Origin of the sequence: Alteromonas sp. 14N.309.X.WAT.G.H12 (genome assembly GCF_036697315.1) — a bacterium.
Taxonomy (GTDB): Bacteria; Pseudomonadota; Gammaproteobacteria; order Enterobacterales; family Alteromonadaceae; genus Alteromonas.
In genome coordinates this window covers 231,269-252,589 of record NZ_JBAHZB010000002.1, presented here as the reverse complement: position 1 = coordinate 252,589, position 21,321 = coordinate 231,269, and the positions used below count along the sequence as shown (strand labels likewise).

The 21,321-nt window shown below is 46.3% G+C and carries 23 protein-coding genes; 18 read left to right on the top strand and 5 right to left on the bottom strand.

Going from position 1 to position 21,321, the window contains the following annotated elements; all coding sequences use genetic code 11:
* The first annotated feature begins 94 nt into the window (after positions 1-94).
* The gene (locus V5298_RS02480; protein ID WP_332929879.1) at positions 95-1,732 is read left to right on the top strand and encodes a M28 family metallopeptidase; all 1,638 of its coding nucleotides are present in this window, start codon (positions 95-97) and stop codon (positions 1,730-1,732) included.
* A gap of 64 nt (positions 1,733-1,796) precedes the next feature.
* On the opposite strand, the gene slmA is transcribed toward V5298_RS02480, so the two are convergent.
* Together slmA and coaBC are read right to left on the bottom strand one after the other, a co-directional pair.
* On the bottom strand, positions 1,797-2,384 hold the full coding sequence (gene slmA, locus V5298_RS02475; RefSeq protein ID WP_216030797.1) for a nucleoid occlusion factor SlmA: 588 nt from the start codon (positions 2,382-2,384) through the stop codon (positions 1,797-1,799).
* A 110-nt stretch (positions 2,385-2,494) separates the two neighbouring features.
* Positions 2,495-3,697 carry a bifunctional phosphopantothenoylcysteine decarboxylase/phosphopantothenate--cysteine ligase CoaBC gene (coaBC, locus tag V5298_RS02470; RefSeq protein WP_332929878.1) on the bottom strand — a complete coding sequence of 401 codons (1,203 nt, stop codon included), beginning with the start codon at positions 3,695-3,697 and terminating at the stop codon, positions 2,495-2,497.
* Positions 3,698-3,841: 144 nt separating this feature from the next.
* Between coaBC and radC the strand changes: the two genes are divergently transcribed.
* The 9 genes from radC to mutM all read left to right on the top strand — a co-directional run bounded on the left by radC (position 3,842) and on the right by mutM (position 10,737).
* A complete protein-coding gene (radC, locus tag V5298_RS02465) occupies positions 3,842-4,519 on the top strand; it encodes a RadC family protein (protein WP_332929877.1) in 678 nt (225 codons plus the stop codon).
* Between the two features lie 172 nt (positions 4,520-4,691).
* Entirely contained in the window at positions 4,692-5,063 is a 372-nt protein-coding gene (locus V5298_RS02460) for a hypothetical protein (RefSeq protein WP_332929876.1), read from the top strand.
* 67 nt (positions 5,064-5,130) lie between these two features.
* The gene (locus V5298_RS02455; RefSeq protein ID WP_332929875.1) at positions 5,131-5,844 is read left to right on the top strand and encodes a YjbF family lipoprotein; all 714 of its coding nucleotides are present in this window, start codon (positions 5,131-5,133) and stop codon (positions 5,842-5,844) included.
* Complete coding sequence (locus tag V5298_RS02450; protein WP_332929874.1) at positions 5,841-6,575, top strand: capsule biosynthesis GfcC D2 domain-containing protein; 735 nt, start codon at positions 5,841-5,843, stop codon at positions 6,573-6,575. Before V5298_RS02455 ends, V5298_RS02450 begins: the two co-directional genes overlap by 4 nt.
* Complete coding sequence (locus V5298_RS02445) at positions 6,572-8,632, top strand: YjbH domain-containing protein (protein ID WP_332929873.1); 2,061 nt, start codon at positions 6,572-6,574, stop codon at positions 8,630-8,632. The genes V5298_RS02450 and V5298_RS02445 overlap by 4 nt, the downstream gene beginning before the upstream one ends.
* A gap of 299 nt (positions 8,633-8,931) precedes the next feature.
* Positions 8,932-9,168, top strand: a complete 237-nt coding sequence (gene rpmB / locus V5298_RS02440; protein ID WP_216030803.1) for a 50S ribosomal protein L28 — start codon at positions 8,932-8,934, stop codon at positions 9,166-9,168.
* A 12-nt stretch (positions 9,169-9,180) separates the two neighbouring features.
* Positions 9,181-9,336: a 50S ribosomal protein L33 gene (rpmG, locus tag V5298_RS02435; protein ID WP_013786148.1), complete on the top strand. Its 156-nt coding sequence runs from the start codon at positions 9,181-9,183 to the stop codon at positions 9,334-9,336.
* A 119-nt stretch (positions 9,337-9,455) separates the two neighbouring features.
* Positions 9,456-9,917, top strand: a complete 462-nt coding sequence (locus V5298_RS02430) for a hypothetical protein (protein WP_332929872.1) — start codon at positions 9,456-9,458, stop codon at positions 9,915-9,917.
* Between the two features lie 10 nt (positions 9,918-9,927).
* Complete coding sequence (gene mutM / locus V5298_RS02425) at positions 9,928-10,737, top strand: bifunctional DNA-formamidopyrimidine glycosylase/DNA-(apurinic or apyrimidinic site) lyase (protein WP_332929871.1); 810 nt, start codon at positions 9,928-9,930, stop codon at positions 10,735-10,737.
* A gap of 1 nt (position 10,738) precedes the next feature.
* Here mutM and coaD read toward each other — a convergent pair whose 3' ends face one another.
* Both coaD and V5298_RS02415 read right to left on the bottom strand, forming a co-directional pair.
* Complete coding sequence (gene coaD, locus V5298_RS02420; RefSeq protein WP_332929890.1) at positions 10,739-11,233, bottom strand: pantetheine-phosphate adenylyltransferase; 495 nt, start codon at positions 11,231-11,233, stop codon at positions 10,739-10,741.
* A 60-nt stretch (positions 11,234-11,293) separates the two neighbouring features.
* The gene (locus V5298_RS02415; protein WP_332929870.1) at positions 11,294-12,010 is read right to left on the bottom strand and encodes a 3-deoxy-D-manno-octulosonic acid kinase; all 717 of its coding nucleotides are present in this window, start codon (positions 12,008-12,010) and stop codon (positions 11,294-11,296) included.
* Between the two features lie 93 nt (positions 12,011-12,103).
* Here V5298_RS02415 and V5298_RS02410 point away from each other — a divergent pair, with 93 nt between their 5' ends.
* From V5298_RS02410 to glpG, 8 genes are all read left to right on the top strand, one after another.
* Positions 12,104-13,108, top strand: a complete 1,005-nt coding sequence (locus V5298_RS02410; protein WP_416351135.1) for a glycosyltransferase family 9 protein — start codon at positions 12,104-12,106, stop codon at positions 13,106-13,108.
* Positions 13,109-13,216: 108 nt separating this feature from the next.
* On the top strand, positions 13,217-13,681 hold the full coding sequence (locus tag V5298_RS02405; RefSeq protein ID WP_332929868.1) for a hypothetical protein: 465 nt from the start codon (positions 13,217-13,219) through the stop codon (positions 13,679-13,681).
* Positions 13,678-14,853 (top strand): hypothetical protein, encoded by a 1,176-nt coding sequence (locus V5298_RS02400; protein WP_332929867.1) that lies wholly within the window; start codon positions 13,678-13,680, stop codon positions 14,851-14,853. The genes V5298_RS02405 and V5298_RS02400 overlap by 4 nt, the downstream gene beginning before the upstream one ends.
* A 1-nt stretch (position 14,854) precedes the next feature.
* The gene (locus V5298_RS02395) at positions 14,855-17,341 is read left to right on the top strand and encodes a putative bifunctional diguanylate cyclase/phosphodiesterase (protein ID WP_332929866.1); all 2,487 of its coding nucleotides are present in this window, start codon (positions 14,855-14,857) and stop codon (positions 17,339-17,341) included.
* A 94-nt stretch (positions 17,342-17,435) separates the two neighbouring features.
* Complete coding sequence (locus tag V5298_RS02390) at positions 17,436-18,629, top strand: glycine C-acetyltransferase (protein ID WP_332929865.1); 1,194 nt, start codon at positions 17,436-17,438, stop codon at positions 18,627-18,629.
* On the top strand, positions 18,629-19,651 hold the full coding sequence (gene tdh, locus V5298_RS02385) for an L-threonine 3-dehydrogenase (RefSeq protein WP_332929864.1): 1,023 nt from the start codon (positions 18,629-18,631) through the stop codon (positions 19,649-19,651). The genes V5298_RS02390 and tdh overlap by 1 nt, the downstream gene beginning before the upstream one ends.
* Before the next feature lie 5 nt (positions 19,652-19,656).
* The gene (gene glpE, locus V5298_RS02380; protein WP_332929863.1) at positions 19,657-19,968 is read left to right on the top strand and encodes a thiosulfate sulfurtransferase GlpE; all 312 of its coding nucleotides are present in this window, start codon (positions 19,657-19,659) and stop codon (positions 19,966-19,968) included.
* A 2-nt stretch (positions 19,969-19,970) separates the two neighbouring features.
* Positions 19,971-20,834: a rhomboid family intramembrane serine protease GlpG gene (glpG, locus tag V5298_RS02375; protein ID WP_332929862.1), complete on the top strand. Its 864-nt coding sequence runs from the start codon at positions 19,971-19,973 to the stop codon at positions 20,832-20,834.
* Here glpG and V5298_RS02370 read toward each other — a convergent pair.
* On the bottom strand, positions 20,831-21,250 hold the full coding sequence (locus tag V5298_RS02370) for a flagellar basal body-associated protein FliL (protein WP_332929861.1): 420 nt from the start codon (positions 21,248-21,250) through the stop codon (positions 20,831-20,833). The genes glpG and V5298_RS02370 overlap by 4 nt on opposite strands.
* Positions 21,251-21,321: the final 71 nt, after the last annotated feature.

The window sequence follows — 21,321 nt, the reverse complement described above, 5'->3', positions numbered from 1 at the left end:
AACCTAGTAAGTATCAAGGCTTATGTTATACACCTTGCTTAAATGAGTGTCTGGGGTAACATGCCTGTGATTTATTAGCCTAACGAAGATAGTTATGATAAGAAAAATAATATTTTGCAGCTTATTGGCTGTTTTTGCATCAGGGGCGTTCGCTCAAAACGAGACAACCTCCCGCAGTCAGTTTTCCCCGGATACTAATCGTATAAAATCCCATCTGTTTTTCCTTGCCGATGACTTACTTGAGGGGCGGGATACCGGTTCTCGAGGTCATGATATTGCGGCGCTGTATATCGCTACAGAGTTTGCAAAATATGGCCTGACCCCGATGGGAACGGAAGGTTTCTATCAGAAGGTGCCATTCCGTAAAGCGAGCTTGGTGCAGGACTCTCCCAAACTTTCTTTTCAGTTTGATGGTGACACAGTCACCCTTGATTACCCAAAAGATTATATTACTGGGCCGGATCTTTTATCCGCCATGTCCTCGGTTAAAGGGGAAATGGTCTTTGCTGGTTACGGAATTGTAGCTGACGAGCTAAATCACAATGACTATAAAAATCTGGATGTGTCAGGCAAAGTGGTGGTGATTTTATCTGGCAAGCCATCGTCATTCCCCAGTGAAGAAGGGGCACATTTTGCCTCGAGCTACCAAAAGCAAAAATATGCGGCGGAGCATGGAGCCACGGGAATGATCACTATTTCAACTCCCGTAGCAGAAAAAGTCAGACCGTATCAAAACCTGCTTAATTATATTCATACGCCACGTATGGCATGGTTAAACAGTAAAGGAAAGCCAGCCAATACCTTTAGTGAGATTAAAAATTCGGCATATCTTAGCCGGCCTGCCGCAGAGAAACTTTTTGCTCATGGGCCGCAATCTCTCGACAGTATTTATAAAATGCTTGAAGAAGATAAAGTGCCTGTTGGATTTCCTCTTCCTGGCACCGTAGAAATGTCAAAGCAGAGTTTGCACTCTCAAATCACCAGTCCCAACGTGGTGGCCATGATTGAAGGGAGTGATCCCAAATTAAAAAATGAATATGTGGTGTTTTCTGCGCACTCTGATCACATCGGTTTTGCCAAAACGGTGAAAAAAGACAATATCAATAATGGTGCAATGGATAATGCTTCAGGCACGGCAGTGATGCTGGAGACCGCGCGGTTGTTTAGTGAATTACCTGAAAAACCCAAACGATCGGTGTTATTTGTTTCTGTTACCGGCGAAGAGAAAGGCCTGCTAGGGGCGGATTACTTTGTTCACAACCCCACCGTCCCAGTAAAATCTATGGTGGCGAACGTGAATCTTGATATGCCTATTTTGACTTATCCTTTTGCGGATGTTATTGCCTTTGGTGCCAGTCACAGTGACATGAAAGCCTCGGTAGAAAAAGCGGCGGGTAATGCAGGTATTTCCCTAAGTCCTGATCCTTGGCCGCAGCAGGCTTTGTTTACTCGTTCTGATCACTATGCTTTTGTAAAACAGGGGATCCCCGCTGTGTTTATGGTACCTGGCCTGAAATCGAAAGATCCAAACATTGATGGAAGTAAGGCATTTGGTGAGTTCCTCGCATCCCATTACCATAAACCTAGTGATGATACGAGTCAGCCATTTAACTGGGAAGCGGCGAAAACGTTCACTCAGGTGAATGCCGAAATCGGGTTTACGCTGGCCACCCAGGATAAAGCGCCTCAGTGGAACGAAGGTGATTTTTTCGGTGATACATTTGGGCAGTAAGCTCATATAGAAAGGTAAGGGCATTGTTACCCTTACCTTTCATGAAGTTGCACCCATGGCGAGGTTATATAAAAACCTGCTTTAGCAGATGCCACTGTTCGTTGAATTGTTCAGTGGGTTTTCGGGTAAACCCGCTTCGAATAAATTGGTTTATTCGCCCATCAACATAGCAAACCATAAGATTGGCGATAACGCCTTCCTCCGCAGCGAGAGACTTACCTTCTCGTAACTTACGCTCTCGCAATATTTGCTTAAGCTGGGTTTCCAAACGTTCAAATAGCTTGGCTATTCGTGCCCGTAGGCGATCTTGTTCACCCATTAATGCATCCCCATTTAATATGCGGGTAATGCCTGGGTTTTTTTCTGCAAAACCCAGTAATAGATGCAGGATGAGTTGGCAGCGTGCCGCCGCATCCTTTTCTTCGTTCAGAATCTTATTGATACGGGAAAACAACGTTTCTTCAATGAATTCTATCAGACCTTCAAACATACGGGCTTTACTGGGAAAGTGCCGGTAAAGTGCCGCTTCTGATACTCCCACTGTTTCTGCGAGTTTAGCTGTTGTTATTCTTTGGCCCTGGTGAGATTCCAGCATGCCAGCCAACGCTTGCAATATTTGCGCGCGGCGATTTGTTTTTTTAACTGCAGGCATAACGCGAGTAATTCCTCCGTTTCAGGGCGTCAAAGCTACCCCATTCCATATAAAAGTGGTTGGTGTACGGTTTTTATCTCAAGTAAATAAGGTTATCGACACCATAACCATTATGTTGACAGTTTATTGTACTGTTCTGTTATTAGTGTAATCAGCGACCTGGCAATATTGACTTTGCTGTCGGGTGGCAGGTGCCTATCACCATCGTGCCAAATAACATGAAGGGCATTCTCTTCACTGTTAAACCCTAAGCCTTCTCGGGTTATATCATTGGCCGCAATCATATCGAGCTTTTTGTTTTTTAATTTTGCTCTGGCGTACGTCTCCACGTCTTGGCTTTCGGCTGCAAAACCAACTGTAAATGGTGCTTGGGGTAATGCGGCGACGCTCTTAAGGATATCAGGGTTCTTAATAAAAGTAAGTGTTAACTCATCATTGGATTTCTTTATTTTATTTGGGGCTATCTCGGCCACCTTATAATCGGCCACTGCGGCAGCGGCAATGAAAATATCCGCATCTTTTATTTCTTCCATTACTGCGCTGAGCATTTCTGCGGCAGTGTTGACGTAACGACAACGAATGTTTGGCAATGGCGATATCGTCACAGGGCCAGAGACGATAATGACCTCGGCGCCGGCCTGATAGGCAGCCTGAGCCACTGCATAACCCATTTTCCCTGAGCTATGATTGGACAAGTATCGCACCGGGTCAATGGGCTCGCGGGTAGGGCCTGCGGTAATAACGACCTTTTTGCCTGATAAATGGCCGACGGATTCTTGATTGATTAGGGTGTGCACAATGTCTTGAGGTTCTGACATTCTGCCTGGGCCAGTATCGCCGCAGGCTTGTTCGCCTTCAGCCGGACCAATAAGCTGCACGCCGTGAAGTTGCAACCGGTTAAGGTTATTCTGGGTGGCTGGCGCATGCCACATTTGTTGATTCATCGCGGGTGCTAACAAGACTTTTGCGGCGGTGGCCAAATAAAGAGTTGATAATAAATCGTCTGCCAGCCCATTAGCTAATTTGGCTATACAGTGCGCCGTCGCTGGGGCAATAAGTAAGATATCTGCCCATTTTGCCAGTTCAATGTGTCCCATCCCGGCTTCGGCTTGCTCATCTAGCAGTTTGCTGTGCACCACGTTGCCCGATACGGCCTGCAAGGATAGCGGGCTAACAAATTCTGCTGCACCATGGGTGAGGACGACGCGTACATCGGCCCCTTGGGCTTTTAATTTACGTACTAAATCAGGTGTTTTATAGGCCGCGATCCCTCCTGTTACACCCAATAGAATCTTTTTATTGAACAGTTGCATAGGCTAGTATTTGAGCAATTTGATAATAATAAGATTACCAGATGTTTAGGTTCACTGATAGCCGCAACAACAGATCTGGTAATCAAGACAGTAGAGACGGGCTAGTGATATTTGTAATCTGCCAGCAGTGTAAAAGGAGATGCTATGACAGAGTCACATTGTTGGCCTTTATCTGAGCGGCCGCGGGAAAAACTACTCACTAAAGGCCCGGAAAGCCTGTCCGATGCAGAAGTGCTGGCCGTTTTGTTCGGCAATAGTGTGGGCAGTCAAGGGGCGCAAGCTTTGGCCAATACCCTTGTTGATCGGTTTGGTTCTTTGCGCCAGGTGATTCATGCTACCCGGGTTCAACTGTGCGATATTCCGGGTATAGGTGAAGCCCGTTACGCACAAATTGCTGTGGTTTGGGAAATTGCAAAGCGCGTGTTAGAGAGTCCGCTAAAGCGCCAACCGGTTTTTCAGCAAGTCAGTGAGGTAAAGTCTTTTTTACAAAGTACGTTGCGGCATGAGAAAAAAGAACATTTTGGCATTTTGTGTTTGAACAGTCAGCATCACCTCATTGCCTTTAGGTTGTTGTTTTCTGGTACCATTAACGCCGCGGCGGTTTATCCTAGGGAAATTGTGCGGCAGGTTATCGATGATAATGCCGCGGCGATTATTTTGGTCCATAATCATCCTTCTGGCGTACCAGATCCGAGTGATGCCGATATTCGGCTAACTAAAGATGTTTCACAAGCACTGGCATTGATTGATGTCAGTGTGCTCGATCATTTTATCGTTGGTGATGCAGGCGTTGTATCTTTAGCACAGAAAGGATTGATGTAATTGTCAACCTTGCTATACTGGCTTAGCGATCCTTGAAGATAGATCGTCGGCGATCCATGTGATGAGCATGTGAAACGTATTCATTTTACGACCTATTTATACCTAGAGAGTAGTCTATTTTGGACAAATGCTTTAGGATAGTGCGTCGGTGGATTTTATAGAAAGGACAATTATGAAACAGTCATTAATTTCATTAGTCATCGGTGCCACTATGGCATTTGGTGCAGCTGCGCAAGATGTATCTGGCGGAGAAAATTCAGGTTCCTCAGCTCTTGGTGGCCTAACCGCAGGTACAGTTGCAACTGGCGTCGTAGGTATTGGCGTACTGGCTGCTGTAATCAGCAATAACCGTGGCTCATCAAGCATTGACGATGAGGACGATGGTGATGAAGCGTCTTGTAGTGGTGATGATGGTTTAGTCGACGGCGTTTGTGTCGGTACTACCACCACAGTAACAGATACAGTTACAGTTTCAGGTACTAACACTATTACTGTTACTACGCCTATTACTGTGACTTATACGTACTCACCAACTGTACAATAAAAATTTTGCAGCATTCTGAAAGCCGCCCTTCTATGGAGCGGCTTTTTTATTTCTATGGTTCCTTCCGGTGATCTCACTTCTAAATCGTATGATGCTAATAAGTAATTTTCGACGTATTTTTTTCGCGCTTGTTATGGGCTTGCTGGTATCCAGCTGTTCAAGTACCAACCAAGCTTATTATGAAACTCTTAAACTGGCCTTCACCCAATCGGATAATACCGTTTCTTTAGAGCAGATAAGGCAAAGCAGAGCGGATTTGCTTGGGGTGAAACATGGTGATCGCGGCCAAGTGATCATGGCGCTGGCATTTATTGAAGATAATGCATATAAGTGGGTATCTGCCGACCACGCTATCTTGATCATGCATCATGGGTTAATCACCCACACTCACGGCTTTGAAAACGACAGCTTGTACCATCAGGGACAGGGGGCCAATCCGTTAGCGAGTGACGTAAATAGCCCTGTGAAATGGACTTATACAACAGATATCGAAAACTACGGATATGGACTGCCAGTAGAAACCCAATGGCAGCGTATAGGCGATACCACACTAAACATATTGGATCATGATTTTGATGTTTATCTTGTGGAAGAATCGGTGGCCTATCCTCAGGTGACGCCTTATATCGAGATAAACCGTCGTTGGACCAACCGTTTTTGGTTCAGTAAAGAAAATGGTGAATTATTGAAATCTGAACAACAGCTCTCGCCGGTGGGCGACCCCCTTAAGATGGTTTATTTAAGTCGGGCGCAGCGATTGATTGACGAGGTGGCACAATGATAAAACGTGCATTGATTTTTTGTTGTCTGATAGCAACGATATCGTCTGTACAGGCGTCAGTGAATGTTACGGTAAACGGGCAGCAATTTCGTTATTTAAACCCGGTTCGTTTGTCAATTGTGTTACATACCGTAGGCCAGAATGGGCAATGGTACTGGCCTGCTTGTGTGATCTACAGTGCCAAATCTGACGAGGTGGAAGCCCAGCGCCAAGAGATCCTTCAGGATATCGATGCCTTGGCATTTGCCCTTGAGCCTTCCGATGAAAAAGCCATTGCACTGAGTGCCTTACGCCAGCAAGTTGAAAATTGGAAACTGGCTAAACGGTTACCGGTGGATATCGATTATGATGTTGCTCGCCTTAATACGGCTGAAAACCCCATGCTACAGCCGGGTGATTACATTTTGACATTGCGGGGACGCCCCCAGGAAGTGTGGTTAAGTGGTTTGGTAAAGACGCCGGGTGCGTATGAATTCCAAGGTATGCTGACGCCCTCTGAGTATGCAGAAGGCATTGCACGCCGCGCAGATGCCGACCCCGATTATGTTTATGTTATTTCACCCCGAGGGGAAGTGGTTAAGCAAAATATTGCGTACTGGGGTAAATCCTTTTCTAAGGTCATGCCAGGCAGTCAGATTTACGTCCCCCTCTTTAGCTGGTTGTTATCACCAGATGTGGATGAACTAAACAGAAAGATAGCCGAGTTAGCGGTTCACAGGGTACTACCATGATGTTGTTGAATATGTCGCGCACCCGATGCGCACTGGCGGTTGCGGCTGCAATTTTTAGTCAAGCAGCCCGTAGTGAAGAGCCGGTAACACAGACGGTTCAATCTTCACAGATGGTTCAGGGCGGAACCGGTTTGATCCAAACGCCTACCTCGCGTATGGAGGAAGCAGGCGATCTCTATATTAACTATACAGATAATGAAGAATATCGATTCTGGTCGGTAAATTTACAGTTATTTGATTGGATGCAGGTGACGGCACGTTATACCGATGTTCGTACCCAGTTGTACAGTGATGTTGAGTCGTTCAGTGGCGATCAAACACTAAAAGATAAAGGACTAGACGTTAAGTTTAGGCTTTGGCAGGAAAGCTATTATTTGCCTGAAGTGTCGGTGGGCTTTCGTGATTTTGGTGGCACAGGCTTTTTCGAAAGCGAATATGTCACGGCCTCTAAAGCCTATGGTCCCTTGGATTTTCACTTAGGTCTTGGTTGGGGATATTTGGGGACCTCTGACGATCTTACCAATCCCTTTTGTAAAATTTCAGACAGTTACTGCGAGCGTCCTACGGGTTATTCCGGGGAAGGCGGTAAAATTGATTATGATCAAACGCCTTGGAAACCCCTACGCTTAAAACTGGAATTTGAAGGCAATGATTATTCCCAAGATCGGGCCGGTGTACTTGAACAGGATTCCCGTTGGAATGTGGGCGCTGTGTATCAGTGGAAAGGCTTCGATTTTTCCATGAACTATCAGCGCGGGAATACCTTTGGTTTTGGCGTATCCTATCGCTTTAACATGAATACGTACAAGCAGGTTAAAATAGATAAGCCCCCTAAGGATATAGTGAATGCCACGCCACCAGAAAGTGTGGTGAAGATGGATAAGAAGCAACTGTATCGTGAGTTGGCCTATGACTCAGGGTTTATACTTTCCGATGCTGATATTACCGATGATCGGGCTGTCTTCTATGGCAACCAGATTGCCTATCGAGACAAAGATGAGGCCACTCAGCGTATAGGCCGAATTGCGGCTTCTGCGTTGCCAGATTCTGTGACTTCCTATCATATTGTGGAAAATGCCGGCAGATTACCTATTGTGGACACGGTCATTGATGCTGAGCGTTTCAAAGTAGCAGCAAAATATGAAGATATTGAAGCGGATATTACCGATACCTATACCCGACAGGCACCGGATAGCGATATCTTAGCGGCCTATGACCCGGCTAAAACCAGCGGCTTTTTCCATTCTACGGATTTCTTCTATACCCAGACATTTGGTAGTGCAGAAGAATTTTACTTTTATCAAGGTGGTTTACTGCTAAGCGGCGGTTATGCCTTTGATGAAAATTGGTCGGCGATTTCTACCATACGGGCGACCTTGTTTGATAACTTCGATAAATTTACCTACACGGTGGATCATGAAGATTCGAGCCTACCGCGGGTCCGTACCTATGTTCGTGAGTACGTTACCCATGATGTTTGGCTAGACAGTGCGTTTCTGCAGTGGAATGAACAGTTGGACAATGACTGGTTTGTGCAAGCCTACGGCGGCTATCTGGAAACCATGTACGGTGGTGTGGGCGGCGAGGTGTTATGGCGCCCGGTAGACAGTAACATTGCATTTGGGGTGGATATTAACTACGCCAAGCAACGGGACTACGACAGCCAGACAGACTTTTTCGATTATGACGTTATTACCGGCTTTGCCAGTGTTTATTGGGAACCTGAATTTTTGCCCGATACCCTGCTTACCATAAGCGCAGGACAGTTTTTGGCGAAAGACAAAGGGGTGAATATCGATTTTGCTAAACGTTTCGACAGCGGCATTGTGGTAGGCGCCTATGCGGCCATCACCGATGCTACGTCAGAAGAATACGGAGAGGGAAGCTTCACCAAAGGGTTCTATATTTCCGTACCTTTAGATCTGTTTACATTGAAACCGTCGAAAGGACGGGGCACATTCCCATGGGTGCCTATTTCCAGAGATGGCGGACAAATGTTAAGTCGTCCTGTTCGGCTCTTTGATTTTACTAATACGCGATCCTCTTTTTACGATTGATCTGCAAGATTTATGAAAGATCTGCGATCAGATCGTTACAGGATCGTTTTTAGGTGCTATCATGCGCCCCCAATTGTGCTCGGTGCATGCAAAGTAGGTTGCCTGAGCACGTAGACATATAGTGGGCAATGCAAAAAAGTGAGTTCAATAAAGCTTTTTAGCCTTTTTTATTGAATTACGCTTCGTTTTGCTGTATAAAATGCGCCCTCTTATTTATCGTAATATCGTCAACTGACCCAGAAGACTTATTAGGTGGGATCGATTGGCGCGACAGTTTTGTAGTTCTGGAGACAAATACAATGTCAAGAGTATGCCAAGTTACTGGTAAGCGTCCAGCGGTAGGTAACAACCGTTCGCACGCGCGCAATGCGACTCGTCGTCGCTTTTTGCCAAACCTTCAATCTCACCGTTTTTGGGTTGAGAGCGAAAACCGTTTCGTTAAACTGCGTTTGTCTGCTAAAGGCATGCGTATTATCGACAAAAAGGGTATCGAATCAGTATTAACTGATATGCGTGCCCGTGGTGAGAAAATCTAAGGAAGCCTTACAATGCGTGATAAAATTAAATTAGTTTCTTCTGCAGGTACTGGCTTTTTCTACACTACCGATAAGAACAAACGTAACATGCCTGGTAAAATGGAAATCAAAAAATTTGATCCCGTTGTACGTAAGCACGTTATGTTCAAAGAGGCAAAAATCAAGTAATAAAACTTGCTTTTGTCTCCATGAAAACCCAGCTTTGGCTGGGTTTTTTGCGTTTGCTGTTCAGGTAACTTCTGCGTTACTCTGGGCGTACTTATTGAATAGAACTCAACACTTAAGTTATGGCCAGAATTTCTCAACGGGCAATGAATAACGTCGTGATCTTTGCCATGTTAATCATGATCGCCTTGTTCAACATCGATCAATTTTTGCCTCAGGAAGAAGGCAACGCCATTATCCCCCTTGTGCCCGAAGATGCGTATATCCTGAAAATTGAGCAAGGCCAGAACCAACTGGTGCGGCAAGGGCAGGGCTGGCAGCAGGTGGTTACCTCAGACGATGTAAACGTCACCCCACAGGCACAACTACAAGCATGGCAACAGGCAGCTTTAGAACGCACAAAAATGGCTCAGGAGCCTACTGGTGAGCCGCTGGTGGTCGTGGTATGGTTAGCGGGCCAATCTGATGGCTTAGTGTTTGCTTTTTATCCCCACGTCGAAGCCACGTATGTAAAACATAAAAACAAGTGGTTTATTCTTTCTAATGCCACCTTGGCGCAGCTGTTGCCTTGGAACACCGAGTAAGAGAACGCGCATGCCTGAGTTACCGGAAGTCGAGGTTAGCCGTTTAGGGATCACCCCTTGGCTTAAAGATCAAACCATTACCCGTGTTATCGTTAGAGATAAACGGTTGCGCTGGCCGGTCCCCGAAGAGATCCATTTAGCCTCGGGGCAGGTGGTCACACACATTCACCGCCGCGCTAAATACCTGCTGTTGGAAACAAAAATAGGCAGTATCGTTTTACATTTGGGGATGTCGGGGAAGCTGCGGGTGATAGATGCGGATTATCCGGCAGTTAAACATGATCATATTGACATTGTGCTGGCCTCTGGAAAGTGTTTGCGCTTTAACGATCCTCGCCGCTTTGGCGCCTGTTTATGGCAACCTTATGGCGATACCTTACCCCTCTTAACAAAATTAGGCCCAGAACCCCTTACCGATGCCTTTAATGTGGCGCATTTGGCCACGCTGGCAAAAGGGAAAAAGTCGCCCATCAAGTCATTGATTATGGATAACGCTGTGGTGGTCGGCGTGGGAAATATCTATGCTAACGAAGCGTTATTTTTAGCTGGCATCGATCCGCGCCGGGCGGCGGGACGAGTTAGCCTAAAACGTCTACAAGTACTTACTGAGGCCATTAAAACTGTGTTGGCTAAAGCCATTGAGCAAGGGGGAACCACGTTAAAAGATTTCGCCCAAAGTGATGGTCGCCCTGGCTACTTTGCTCAGCAACTACGCGTTTATGGGCGAACCGGTGAAACATGCCAGCAGTGCGATACCGACATTAAAAGTGTGGTGATCGGGCAACGAAATACTTTCTTCTGCCCGTCATGCCAGCGGTAAACTACTTTCCTTTCTTTTTGTGTAACCGTTCGATAAGGGCTTGTTCTACCACCGGATGACAAAATTCGCTGACTTTGCCATTGTGTAAGGCAACTTCTTTAACCAATGTGGATGAAATAAACGAGTTTTCTTCCGAAGGGGTTAAAAATACGCTTTCTAATTTGGGGTTCAGTCGCCGATTCATATTTGCCAGCTGAAACTCATATTCGAAATCTGAAACCGCCCTTAATCCACGAATGAGTATGGTGGCGTCAATTTCATCGGCAAATGCCGCCAGCAAGCCGGTAAAGCCCTGCACTTCCACATTGGGTAATTTACGGGTAACTTCGGTAATCATTGCCACTCTTTCTGCTAATGAAAAGAGGGGTTTTTTACTGGGGTTAGCTGCAATGGCGACGATTACGTGCGAGAACATTTGTGAAGCACGTTCAATGAGATCGGCGTGACCATTAGTGATAGGATCAAAGGTGCCGGGATAAATTGCTCTGGTGTGCATAGTCATAGGCTTACTCATGGATTCCAAATTGGCCATTGCCATTATCTAAATTGCTCTTCATCATGCCTCGTTGAGACCTTCCAGAAAAGACGCCCAATGGGCATTTTGCCAGAAAAATTGTGCATACTTGGCTTTTTCTTTTTCAAGGGAACGTAAAAAGCGCGCTATGTTCTGACTTTTCCATTTATCACCTTGGCGAAAACGGCAACGATCAAAGTCGATGATCCATACCTTCCCTGATGTATCCACCATGATATTTCTCACATTGAGATCGTGGTGATAAACGCCCGCTTTGTGCATGCGTGCAACCGCTTTGCCGACGGCGTGCCATTGTTTAGATGACAGGGGCTGACGGCATAACACGGCATGTAAATCTTCACTGTGAGGGATCATCGCGGTGATTAAGTCACCCCGGTACACACAGCCCTGACGCTTTACATGTACAGCAATGGGGTGGGGCACACAGAGACCTTGCTCTCTCATGGCCCACAATAACCGAAATTCTCTAAAGGCGCGGGTTTTTTCTAAGCCAGCATACAGGTATTGGTCAGATAACACTTTTCCCGGTAAGCCGCCCCTTTTGTAATGACGTAACACCAATGCCTGATTATCTACCTGGATAAAAAGGGTGGTACCTCTGCCTTTCGCTTGTCCGGTCACCGCATTGAGATTTGCCCAATAGACAGGATCAAACCAATCAAGGGTCAAATTTGGCGCCGCCTTACTATCCATCATGACATAATGGCCGTTGCCCATTGAGATTTGTTTTATCGTCATGCTAAATCATTAATGTGGTAAATTGTCCATTGTAATGAAAATTTCATAGTTTTCAGCCTTAGAGGTGATTCCTTGAAGAAAAAGATTTGTTTGATGAGGTTGTCTGCCATTGGTGATTGTTGTCATGCAGCCGCGTTAGTCCATCGGATAAAAACACACTGGCCCGATGCTCAGCTTACCTGGATTATAGGTAAGGTCGAGTATCAATTAATGAAAACCCTGCCAGATGTACGGTTTATTGTGTTTGATAAAAAGCAGGGGAAAGCGGCCACACGTCAGCTGCAAGCGGCGGTAAAGGACGAGTATTTTGATGCCTTACTGATGATGCAGGTGGCACTAAGAGCCAACCTCGCATCCCGGGTAATTAAAGCAAAAGAACGTATTGGTTTTGATTGGGCCCGGAGCAAAGAGTTGCACTGGCTTTTTGCCAATAAACGGGTAAAACCCCATGGGCATGCCCATGTGCTTGACGGTTTTATGGATTTCGGTGATGCCTTGGGCGTGCCGCCGCTCATGCCGCCTCAGTGGCATATTCCGGTGCCGGATGCCTCGGAAGAAAAAGCCAAGGCGCTACTGGAACGCGTGGGACCTTATGCGGTGATCAGCCCCGCGGCCAGTAAAGATGAGCGCAACTGGCTTCCTGAGCGCTACGCCCAAGTGGCAGAGCACATACGTTCGAAGAATAAGGCGGTGATCTTATGCGGCGGGCCAGGCAGTATGGACAAAACGCTGGCAGAGGCGATTTTATCTCATACTGACAAGATCACGGAAAATCTAGTGGGGAAAACGTCGTTACACGATATGTTGGCGATTTTGCGCTATGCTTCTTTAGTTGTGGCACCCGACACCGGCCCGGCTCATATGGCAACCACAGTAGGTACTCCGGTTATCGGTTTGTATGCCCATTCTAACCCGCGACGAACAGGGCCTTACAATAGCCTTTCTTATGTCGCCTCGGTATATGACCAGTGCATTGAAGAACAAAAAGGTAAAAGTTGGGAAAAATTACCGTGGGGAGCAAGAGCGAAAGGAAAAACATTAATGTCTCGGATTTCAACACACAGTGTAGTAGCATTGGTTGACCAGTTGCTAGATTAAACAACGTAAAGATTTTATTGCGATAAAAATCGCAAAAAATACACTGTTTATCTACACTTACCCTAAACAAGCGTCACCAAGACACATTTCTTTAAAATGAGGTGTCAATTGTTCAACCTGATTAGGCAATGGTTTTCCACCGTATGTTGCGCCACTATGCTGCGTTTTGGCGCAGCAAGCGTTGTCATATGTATTGCCTTTCCTGCTATGGCAACTGATGTCAAAGTGATCTTGAATCCTGAGTTAGACCAGTCAACGTTTTCACGTACCCAAATCCGACAAATCTTTTCTGCACGGCAGCAATATTGGAGTGATGGCACAAAGATTACTGTGTATGTCCTAGATTCCAATACGCCGGGTCATCAAATGTTTTGTCGGGAAATCCTGCAGATTTTTCCCTATCAGTTAGAACGGCTGTGGAATCAAATTATCTATTCCGGGCAAGGTGACAGGCCCATCACCGTAGATTCAGAAGCTGAAATGATTGATGCTGTTGCTCGTACTCCCGGCGCCATAGGCTACGCTTATCGTGGTGTCATCCATTCCGGTGTTCAGGAGGTTTCGATACAATGAAGATCTATAAATTGTTAGCGGTTCCTTTTCTTGTTTATGTGAATGGGTGTTTGGCCGACTCCTCTTTTAGTTGGCATGGATTTATTGCCCAAGGGGTAAACCAGTCCATCGGTAGTGATTTTATCGGCGAAGATGACGAGGTGAGTTTCGATCTAACGGAAGTGGGATTGAATATGCGGTATGACATTAATTCGTCATTGGCCGTGGTAGGACAAGCGGTCTATTTAAACGGTGGTAATCGTTATGAGCGCGGCGCTCGGCTCGATTATCTGTTTGTCGACTGGCATCTACCTGAGATGGGTAACTGGGATACGCATTTGCAGCTTGGCCGTTTTAAAAGTCCCCATTGGTTATACTCGGCAACCCGTGATGTTCCCCAAACCCGTTCAACTATTGTTCTGCCGCAGTCGATTTACTTTGATAATTTTCGTGATGTTGCTCTAGGCAGTGATGGTGTGCTTTTACAGCTTAGCCGACCTACAGAGGATGGGAATCTTCGTATTAACTGGAGCTACGGAAGAATACCGCTGAGTAATTATCAAACCAAGGCGTTGTTGGGACAATTTACGGAAGGAGAAGTTAAACAGGACTTTGTGCATCAAATCAGTGTGTATTGGCAACCGCCCTCGTTAAACTGGCAAATAGGTGCAAGCTGGCTAGATTCAGACTTTATTTATAATGCCGCGCCCGATGAGTTCTTAGTAGACGGTGGCCGCTCGGTACAGTTTTATACCTTATCGGCGGTGTATTATTCAGAAAACTGGGAGTTTACCACTGAACTTTTGGGCAGCAAAAAACGGGATTTCGGTGGTTTTAGCCCGTCCTATTACGTCAAACAAAGTGGCGAGGGTGGCTACGGGCAGTTCAGATATATGCTAAATAACAATATCAGTGTGCTGGTGGGGCTTGATTATTTCGTGGCCGATAGGAGTGATAGTAACGGTAAAGCTTTAGAAGCACGATCTGAAGGCGTTATCCCGGCTTATTTCGGTTACATGAAAACCGCCACGGTGGGTATGCAGTGGGAACCGTATCCCCAATGGCGGATCCAGGCGGAGCACCATTGGGTACATGGTGCCGGAAGGCTGACAAGTATTCCCAGCCCAGGTAACACGCCAGATACCGAGGAGTATTGGCAAATGTGGGCTATCCAAGCAATGTACAGGTTCTGAAATGAAAGTCAGACTGTCAATTACCACCAAGTTGATCACAGTCGTCATTGTTATGATGTTGTCAGTGACGGTGGCTATTGCTGTTATGCTTATTGCTGAATCTCAATCAACCATGGAACAGCAACACAAAGATTTTCAGCTTAAAAACCAGCGCCAGTTGGGGTTAATGGACGAGCTGTTGTCCGAACGATTGCTGGTCTGGATTGAGACCTTTTCCCGCTGGGGAAAAACCGAAACACTGTCCCAAGAACAGTTGGTAAAAGCACTGGAAGATTCGAAAGATGCCTTGAATGTCAGCCTGCAAATTCGTGACATGTGGTTGTTTGGCGCGAACGGCTCTTTGCTGATGGGCGATACCCGCGATATGCCCGATTTTGTGCCAGCTATGGAACGGGAAACCAGTAATTCTATGCGCCCTCAAGACCGATTTGAATGTGATGTTTGGTGTTCAAGGTACGTCTCTGCGCCTATTATGATCGCAGGGCAAGAGGTGGCGGTACTCGTGTTAAGTTCAAGCTTTAATGAACTCCTCGCAGCCTTGTCCCAGTTTTCCAGCGCCTATCGCATTGCCGTGGTCGAACATACGGGCTATACCACCAATCACATCAAACTGAATATTGTTAGCCGGCTATCAGAAGAAAATTATGATCTTGTTGATAGTGTCTTGTCCAACATTCCTGCCACCGCGACCACTCGAAGCATGATTGAAAAAGGCGCATTAGTAAAAAACGATAACCAATACTTATTGGTAAGTTTATTGCCAATGTCGGAAGTGGTGACCCAAGATTATTATATTGTCTTTATTCGGGATATTTCCGATCGCATCGCCTCAGCAAATAAATATCAAAATCAGGTTGTGGGTACGGCTATTGGCTTGTTTTCGTTATTTACCATCCTGCTGTTACTCATTATTCAGCAATATAAACGAAAGCTACTGCGACTGGCTGAACGTCTTCCCTTGTTAGCCGAGCAAAATTATCAAGAATTCAAATATCTTAGCCCTAAACAAAACCGACGCACCAAACAACGTTTTCCAGATGAAATCGATTTATTAGAAGATACCGCAACGGATTTGGCCAGGCAGCTGGAAGAGCAGGATACCAAGCTTGCTGCATCTAACGCCCAACTTGAAAATATGGCCATGTTTGACGGCCTGACGGGATTGCCAAACCGCACCATGATGACCTTTCAAATTGAGAAGCAGGTGGCGGCTATTACCCGAGAGCGGGGTTTAGCGGCAATTTTATTTTTAGATCTTGATGACTTTAAAAAAGTCAACGACAGTCACGGGCATGATGTTGGTGACCATTTAATTTTCGCCGCTGCCGAGCGCATAACCCATGCGGCAGGCGAACATCATCTGGTGGGACGCTTTGGTGGTGATGAATTTGTTGTATTAATTGGTGACGCCAAAGATAAAGAGGAAGTGGAACGGATCGCAGAGCGGTTACTGAATGCCTTTACGAAGCCTTTAGATGTGGATCACCTCACGTTTTATATTTCTACCAGTATCGGTGTGGCCATTACCAATCAGCCGGAAACCTCGGCAATGGAGTTATTGCGTCACGCCGATATTGCCATGTATGAAGCAAAAGCTCAGAAAGGGGCGGTATTTAAACTCTACGATGCATCAATGAATATTAAAGTGATGCGTAAAGTGGAGCTGGAGCAAGAAGCACGGATTGCACTGCGAGAAAACCAGTTCAGCCTGGCATTGCAGCCGCAAGTGAATATTGCTACCTCCCAACTAGAAGGGTTTGAAGCCTTAATTCGCTGGTATCACCCGGTCAAAGGCTATATTTCGCCGGGGGTGTTTATTCCCCTGTTAGAAAATACCCCGTTTATGCTGGAGTTGGATTATTGGGTATTAACCCGGTCTTTGCGCATTTTAAATGAGCTAAGTACCAGTGGTTATTCTCATTTGAAAATGGCCATTAATATTTCCGCGGCACAATTTACCGATGCCACCTTACCGCACTTTTTGCGGCAACAGTTGTCACTATATGAACTGGCACCAGAAAAAGTGGAACTGGAATTAACGGAAACCGCACTGGTCTCGGATATGGATTCTGCTATAGATGTGTGTAAAGCCTTGCAAGATATGGGGTGCTTGGTTGCCATAGATGATTTTGGTACGGGTTATTCATCATTCAGTTATCTTAAATCGTTGCCAGTGGATTATGTGAAAATCGATCAGTCTTTTATTGCAGGCATGATGGATAATCCCGAAGACAGTAACATTGTTAAATCGACGATTTCTCTGGTACGTAGTCTAGGGCGCACGGTGATTGCTGAAGGGGTGGAAACCAAAGAACAATTAGACCGACTAAATGAGTATAAATGCCATCAGGCCCAAGGATATTTGATTAGCCCTCCTATACCTGAATCGCAGCTATGGGAACGACTGGATAAAAATGTCACCAATGGTCTGTGGAAGGCGGTAGGCCAGAATAGCCGTGCAGATGGCCAACATCAATTTGAGTTCTAGTCCTTCTTGTATAAGGGATATTACACTTTGACTAAAAGGGTGTACCCTCACACTGTCTTTCATTAGAATACCTTTTTTTTTCCTGGAGAGCGTCATGTCAGAGGCATTTATCGCCCATTTACGTGGGCAGTTAGCTGAATTGAAACAAGACGGGCTGTTTAAAGAAGAGCGCGTTATCACATCGCAGCAACAGGCCGATATAGCGGTTGGTGATGGCAACGAGGTTATCAACTTCTGTGCGAACAATTACTTAGGTTTGGCCAATCATGACTCGCTCATTGCGGCTGCAAAAGAAGGGCTCGACAGTCACGGCTTTGGCATGGCGTCTGTTCGGTTTATCTGTGGTACCCAAGATATTCATAAAGCACTGGAAGAAAAAATCAGTGGTTTTCTGGGGACCGAAGATACTATTCTCTACCCTTCCTGCTTTGATGCAAATGGCGGTTTATTCGAAACCTTACTTGGTCCCGGCGACGCTATTATCTCCGATGCGTTAAACCATGCCAGTATCATTGACGGCGTACGTTTGTCGAAAGCCAAACGCTATCGTTATCTTAATAACGACATGAGCTCGCTGGAAGATCAACTGGTGCAAGCAAAAGCAGACGGTGCCCGTTTTAAGGTTATTGCCACCGACGGCGTGTTCTCTATGGACGGCGTTATTGCTAACTTAAAAGGCATTTGCGATCTAGCGGAAAAATATGATGCCATGGTGATGGTGGACGATTGTCATGCCACGGGCTTTCTGGGTGAGAATGGCCGAGGCAGCCATGAATACTGTGATGTGATGGGGCGGGTGGATATTATCACCGGTACCTTGGGTAAAGCCATGGGGGGCGCATCCGGCGGCTATACTTCAGGCAAAAAAGAAGTGGTGGAATGGCTGCGTCAACGCTCCCGTCCTTATTTGTTCTCTAATTCGGTGGCGCCGCCCATTGTTGCGGCGTCATTAAAAGTGTTTGATATGATGGCCGACGGTCATGCATTACGGGAACAGTTATGGCGCAATGCGGCCCATTTTAGAACCCGTATGGAAGAGGCCGGTTTTACCTTGGCGGGAAAAGATCACCCCATTATTCCTGTTATGTTGGGCGATGCCAAATTGGCCAGTGAAATGGCGAATAAACTGCTAAGTAAAGGTATTTATGTCATTGGCTTTTCTTATCCGGTAGTGCCAAAAGGTGAGGCCCGTATTCGTACGCAGATGTCAGCAGGTCACACCTTAGCCCATGTTGATAAAGCCGTAGATGCCTTCATTGAAGTAGGCAAAGAGCTAGGAGTTATTTGATGAAGTCTTTGGTTAAAGCACACCGGGAGCCGGGAATATGGATGCAAGACACGCCCAAACCGGAAGTGGGACATAACGATCTACTGATTAAAATTCGCAAAACCGCTATCTGTGGAACAGATATGCATATCTACAACTGGGATGACTGGTCACAAAAAACCATTCCCGTGCCGATGGTTGTGGGTCACGAGTACATAGGTGAAGTGGTGGGCATGGGCCAGGAAGTGGCCGGCTTCAAACTGGGTGACCGGGTGTCCGGTGAGGGGCATATTACTTGTGGTCATTGTCGAAATTGCCGCGCGGGACGTCGTCACCTATGTCGTAATACCGAGGGCGTTGGGGTGAATCGCGCGGGCGCATTTGCTGAATATTTAGTGATCCCTGCGTTTAATGCATTTCGTATTCCCGATAATATTAGCGACGATATGGCCGCCATTTTTGACCCTTTCGGCAATGCCGTACATACCGCTTTATCTTACGATCTGGTGGGTGAAGATGTGCTGATCACCGGTGCCGGCCCCATAGGCATTATGGCTGCGGCTGTGGCTAAACATGTGGGTGCTCGTCATGTGGTTATTACTGACGTGAATCCGTATCGTCTGGCGCTGGCGGAAAAAATGGGCGTTACTCGCGCGGTAAATGTAAGCACCACGGCGTTGTCTGATGTCATGGATGAGCTGGGCATGAGTGAAGGCTTTGATGTGGGCTTGGAAATGTCTGGTGTGCCGGTGGCATTTCGGGATATGCTCAATAAAATGAACCACGGTGGCAAGGTGGCCATGTTGGGCATTCCGCCCAGTGATGTTTCCGTAGACTGGAATCAGGTTATTTTTAAAGGTTTAATCATTAAAGGCATTTATGGTCGCGAGATGTTTGAAACCTGGTATAAAATGGCCAGCTTGTTACAAAGTGGCTTAGATCTTTCCCCTATTATCACCCATCAGTTTGACATAGATGACTTTCAGCGAGGGTTTGATACTATGGGCTCAGGCCAGTCCGGCAAAGTCATTCTTAATTGGTAAATCACATGTCAGTATTTCAGCATATTAGTATTCAAGATGCCGCAGAGCGCCTGGAAGAGTTTGTCGTTGTAGACATTCGCGATCCTCAGTCTTTTGCCCTAGGGCATGTACCTGAATCCCTAAATTTGAATAACGATAATTTTGCTGATTTTCTGGCGGCAACACCTAAAGATAAGCCCGTGCTGGTGGTGTGTTATCACGGCTTAAGCAGTCAACAGGCTGCAAACGTGATTGTCCAGCAGGGCTATGAAAGCGTGTACAGCTTAGACGGCGGCTTTGAAGGCTGGAAACTGGGCCAACCGGTAGCGACAGCGTAAACGTGAGCGTGCCGTTAATCGCCATTCGCAATGAAGGTTACGCCCATCTGTTGGCGAATTACCTTACCAGTCAGCACATGCCTGCCCATGTTGCCCCCTATTCAGAAGACGGTGAATATCTTGTTGTTTTAGAACAAGAAGCCCATCTGGCAAACGCACGAAATATCTGCGAAGAATTTGTTAGACAACCTCAGCATCCTAAATATCAACAAGCGGCCTGGGAAAACGGTGAAAGGGTAAACCTTCATCCTTCCAAAGCCAGTAACCTCAATCTATCATCGCTGCTAGCATGGGCGAAAGACGCTCCTTTTACGGCGACCATTCTGGCGGTGTGTACCCTAGTGTATGTGTTGTCTGTGTTAGGGTTTTTCAGCTCGGTGGGGCATCTGTTGAAAATGGAGCCCTTTGCGCAGCTGGGGCAAAACCATGAATACTGGCGCTTGATCACTCCCGCCTTTCTTCATTTTTCGGCGGTACATTTTATTTTTAACGTCCTTTGGTGGAGCATGCTTGGCGCCCAAATAGAGCGGAAGCTTGGCATGTCGATGCTGATGGTGCTTTTTGTGGTCTCGGCCCTGTGTTCCAACGTGGCGCAAGCTATCGTTAGCGGGCCAGCGTTTGGTGGCTTATCTGGCGTGGTGTACGCGGTGTTAGGTTTTGTCTGGTGGACCGGATGGCTAAAGCCCGCTTGGGGCCTTTTTATACCCCGTTCTATCGTGGGCTTTATGCTGGTTTGGCTGGTATTAGGTTATGCGGACGTTTTGTGGGTGAGTATGGCAAATACTGCGCACACCGTTGGCTTAATTAGCGGGTGCGCCATGGCAGCACTATTGGTGTTGGGCTCGAATCGAAAAAAATCCCCTTAGCCGCCTTGGGCCAAATATTTGGTAAAAATAACGTCTTTAATGATGGTCGCCCCGGTTTCCTTGCGCATATGATCCTGCAAGGCTTTTAATATCGCCTGACGTATATCTTCTCTACCGGTTAACGATTTTACTTTTTCTTCCGGTTGCTGGCCAAAGATCTCAATGGTTGTTGCTCGTAGCAAGGGCATGTGATGCTCGGCAATTTCCAACATATCCACATTTTCAATCATCAATTCCACCGAAACCCGTACATAGCCTAATTTTCGCGAGGAAGGGCTGATGTAGTTGGTAATAATATCGGGTTCAAGACCTAAGAACGCATATTCTTGTGGAGGCGTTTGACCATAAGCGTTAATACTGCCTAGCCCAGCAAGCAGGCTAAGTAACAACAGAAAACGAGCAGATAACTTTTTCATAAAGCCACAACTATAATAAAAGCGTAAGAAAACAAGTGAATATAGAGTTTAGCAAAAGCCCAAGAATAAAC